Annotated in this window: 4 protein-coding genes; 2 read left to right on the top strand and 2 right to left on the bottom strand. The window is 40.9% G+C overall.

What is annotated here, in order from left to right; genetic code table 11:
- Together RWP19_RS09405 and RWP19_RS09400 are read left to right on the top strand one after the other, a co-directional pair.
- Positions 1-204: sirohydrochlorin cobaltochelatase (locus tag RWP19_RS09405; protein ID WP_314357434.1), on the top strand; the 204-nt coding region annotated here is incomplete at its 5' end.
- 51 nt (positions 205-255) lie between these two features.
- Positions 256-1,197 (top strand): ABC transporter substrate-binding protein, encoded by a 942-nt coding sequence (locus RWP19_RS09400; RefSeq protein ID WP_295276538.1) that lies wholly within the window; start codon positions 256-258, stop codon positions 1,195-1,197.
- 70 nt (positions 1,198-1,267) lie between these two features.
- Here RWP19_RS09400 and RWP19_RS09395 read toward each other — a convergent pair whose 3' ends face one another.
- Positions 1,268-2,050, bottom strand: coding sequence for an ABC transporter ATP-binding protein (locus tag RWP19_RS09395; RefSeq protein WP_137662299.1), 783 nt, complete (start codon positions 2,048-2,050; stop codon positions 1,268-1,270).
- A complete protein-coding gene (locus tag RWP19_RS09390; protein ID WP_314357433.1) occupies positions 2,050-3,045 on the bottom strand; it encodes an iron ABC transporter permease in 996 nt (331 codons plus the stop codon). Before RWP19_RS09390 ends, RWP19_RS09395 begins: the two co-directional genes overlap by 1 nt.
- Positions 3,046-3,206: the final 161 nt, after the last annotated feature.

Genomic DNA, 3,206 nt, shown 5'->3' with positions numbered 1-3,206 from the left:
GTTACATTGATGCCATTCATGATGGTAGCTGGCGACCATGCAAATAATGACATGGCCGGTGCAGAACCAAAATCCCATAAATCCATTCTTGAAAAAGAAGGCTTCAAAGTTGACACTTACATCCATGGTTTAGGTGAAAACCCTAACATCCGTAACTTGTTCGTTGAACGTGCTAACGAATCTTGGGACGCTTTACAAAAATAATCAATTTACAATTTAACTAGTATCGTTATTTAACGTACATAGGAGTACATCATGAAAAAACTACTACTTTGTAGTCTCGCTTTGGTCATGGTTGTACTAGCAATAGCTGGGTGTGGTAAATCCACATCCAGCTCTTCTGCTACTACGAAGGAACTTACCTTTAATGGTGAAACCTACACTGTACCAAAGGATCCACAACGCATCGCCGTTCTTTCAAATTCCGTGTTGTCCATGCTATATGCAGTGGATGGCAAGGCTATCTCCCGTGCTAGCACAACAGATAAATTAGCACCAGACTTAGAAGCATTACCAGCATTAGGTCAAACGGCTAATATCAACATGGAACAATTGTTAGGTTTAAAACCAGATGTGGTATTGGGTTTGGAAAACCAACATAAAAAATATGAATCCCAATTACAATCTAACAATATTCCAGCCGTACTTTTCAATTACGATGGCATCAAGGATAATGTGCCAATGCTAACATTCCTTGGAGAGTTAACAAACCATCAAGATAAGGCTAAATCCGTTATTGCCACCTATGAAAGTAACATTCAAAAGGTAAAGGATGCCATTAAAAACCAACAACCTGCACGTGTTGCCGTATTGCGTGCTACCGGTAAAGGTGTGACAGCCGAAACCGACGAAGCGGTAACTGCATCTATGGTCAAAGAATTAGGTATGACAAATGTTGTAACATCTCACCTAGATGGTACAGCTCAAGATAAAACAGTACCGTATTCTCTTGAAACATTAACCGCTGATAACCCTGATATTATCTTCGTCGTTACCATGGGTAAAGAAGAAGAAATTACAAAGGCCATGAAGAAAGCTATGACAGATAATCCTGCATGGGCTAATCTTAAGGCTGTACAAAACAACCGTGTCATCTACTTACCATCTAAACTATTCCTACTTAACCCAGGTCTACAAACACCTGAGGCTATGGCTCGTTTAGTGAAAGAAGCATATGGCGTTGATGTTACATTTTAACATATTCTAACATGCTAAATAGGGCATTCCCCATTTCGGGAATGCCCTATTTCACTATTAGTCTAGCTATCTACTCAACTAAACCTTTTACGCGTACATATTGTTTATCATCAAAGGTATCGATTTGTACATCTACGGAAAATACATCTCTAAATAGTTCATCCGATACGATTTCTTTCGTGTCTCCAGCTGTCACTAAATGACCATCTTTTATAATAGCCATATAATGAGAATATTGTACGGCTTGCGTCAATTCATGGAGTACCATCAATACGGTTAACCCTTGTTCATCGTTTAATCGTTTTAACAACTCCATAATTTCTAGTTGATGGTTAATATCTAAGTATGTTGTTGGTTCGTCTAACACTAATAATTTTGGTTGTTGTGCTAACGCCATAGCAATCCATACCCGTTGCCGTTCACCACCAGATAAGGATGGAATTAATTGATTCCGTAAATGATTCGTTTTTGTAATTCCTAATGCATAGTCAACGATTTCTCGGTCCTCTTTGGCCGTATTCTTCCACCACATTTGGTATGGATAGCGTCCACAATATACCAATTCTTCTACGGTCATATCCTTTGGCATATTAGGCACCTGTGGCAGAAACGCCATTTGACGTGCCAATTCATTTTGTGAATACGACTGTAATGGTTTACCTAAAATAGTCACACATTCACGAGGACTATGAATATATCCAATCATAGACCGTAAGAGTGTACTTTTACCACAGCCATTAGGCCCGATTAAAGTCGTTATTTTACCAACAGGGACAGATACATTAATATCATGTAAAATATGACGATTTCCGAGAGTGACGGATAACTGATTTACATCAATAGCCGTATTCATTAGTTATCCCTCCTCAATAGATATAAGAAGAATGGCGCCCCAAAGAATGCCATGATAATGCCAACCGGTATCTCAATTGGACTCCACATAACACGCCCTACCGTATCACTAACAACGAGGACGAGTGCCCCTAATAATGCAGAGCCGGGGAGTAAATAAGCATAATCATTACCGATGATAAGTCGTAACATATGCGGTATGACGAGGCCTACGAAACCGATTAAGCCCGCAATACTAACGGCACCTGCTGCTAATAGAGCCGCAACAGCAGTCATAATAAACCGCGTTTGTTCTACCTTAAGGCCTAACCCCTTTGCTGTTTCATCACCTAAACTTAAAATAGTAAGACGTTTGGCACCTAAACAGGCAAAAATAAGACCGACTAACGCGTATGGGAACAGAACCTCTACTTGAGGCCAACTGCGTGCAGCCAATCCCCCTACCATCCAAAGTAAGGCTCCTTGCACACGATCTCCATAGAATACAAGTAGTGCAGAAATTCCAGAGCCTAAAAAAGCAGCCACTGCAACACCAGCCAAGATGATACGGCTTGGGCGTACACCATTCTTCCAAGCAAGAGCATATACCATCAACGCCGCAGCCATAGCACCTATAAAGGCGACGAGAGGCACAATATGATCATAGCCAGGGAAAAGAATAAATATAATAACACCGGCAAGTCCAGCACCGGAGGAAACGCCAACGATTTGAGGATCTGCTAAAGGGTTCTTCATAACCGCCTGTAAAATGGCACCCGATACAGCTAAACAAGCACCAACTAATGCAGCAACAATATTACGAGGCAACCTAATATTCCAAATGATTTGCGATGCTGTATCTGTTAGCTCACTAGCCCACAATGTGTGCCAAATCTCCGATAGTGACACCGGTGTTGAGCCCCAAATCAGTGAGATAATCATGCTAGCTATGACAGCAATAACCAAGACAATAATAACTGATATGCGAAAGAGTTTTCGTTCATTCAGAGAGTCCACAGTAACCTCTCCTTTCACTAATACATGGTGCTATCAGCACCCGTATTATACCTATAAACCTCATAATAGATACAGTAAAACCCGAATCGCCAGCAGTATGCAACGATTCGGGTTACTTATTATTTAGATTCTTTGCCTTCTACGAAGAGCATATCGTTGCG

This window comes from uncultured Veillonella sp. (genome assembly GCF_963522475.1).
Taxonomy (GTDB): Bacteria; Bacillota; Negativicutes; order Veillonellales; family Veillonellaceae; genus Veillonella.
Note: the sequence above shows the minus strand (reverse complement) of the source record. Positions and strands in the feature narration are given on the sequence as shown.

What these genes read in the sequence shown, in the direction of transcription:
- RWP19_RS09400 (WP_295276538.1), top strand. Translation starts at nt 256, where the DNA reads ATGAAAAAACTACTACTTTGTAGTCTCGCTTTGGTCATGGTTGTACTA.
- RWP19_RS09395 (WP_137662299.1), bottom strand. Translation starts at nt 2,050, where the DNA reads ATGAATACGGCTATTGATGTAAATCAGTTATCCGTCACTCTCGGAAAT.